Annotated in this window: 1 protein-coding gene and 1 pseudogene; both read left to right on the top strand. The window is 56.1% G+C overall.

All coding sequences use genetic code 11. From position 1 onward, the window contains the following. Positions 1-144 precede the first annotated feature (144 nt). Positions 145-294: pseudogene (locus tag NKH54_RS32475) on the top strand (LysR family transcriptional regulator); the annotation flags it as partial. A 36-nt stretch (positions 295-330) separates the two neighbouring features. After that, positions 331-542 (top strand): LysR family transcriptional regulator (locus NKH54_RS32470; RefSeq protein WP_353029729.1); only part of this gene is annotated, 212 nt, incomplete at its 3' end.

Here is a 542-nt window from a genome sequence, read left to right as displayed (position 1 = left end):
ATGAGTTCACTGCCAACTCTCTAGGTGAATGCGGCCGGTAGCGTAGTCGCGCCAACGGCTGCTCTAGCGTTCTTCCTGTCCGAATAGACCATGTGCTGTCGGTCGCGTAGACGGAAAAGATCGCGCCTGATATAGACCTGCTTCATGTCAAAGCTTCGTAACCTGGTACCCTCGACGCACTCGCTTTTTGTCTTCGAAGCGGCGGCCCGAACCCTGAGTTTCAAGAGTGCAGCGAGCGAGCTTAACGTGACGCAACCGAGCGTCTCGCACTCAATCAAGACGTTCGAGAAACATTGCGGGACCGCACTCTTTGTCCGAGATAATCGAGGAGTGCAGCTGACAGAACCTGGCAGGCAGCTCTATGACGAGGTGCGCACCAGCTTCCGCCGTCTGGAACAGCGGCTTGAGATCATCTCCGATCGCGGAACGAAGTACATCACCTTCGCAGCGTCGACATCTCTAGCGGCACATTGGCTGGCGCCCCAACTCTATCATTTTCAGGAAGAGCATCCGGACGTCAGGATCAAGGTTGTCGCCACCGA

It is taken from the genome of Mesorhizobium sp. M1004 (genome assembly GCF_040318795.1).
Classification (GTDB): Bacteria; Pseudomonadota; Alphaproteobacteria; order Rhizobiales; family Rhizobiaceae; genus Mesorhizobium.
Note: the sequence above shows the minus strand (reverse complement) of the source record. Positions and strands in the feature narration are given on the sequence as shown.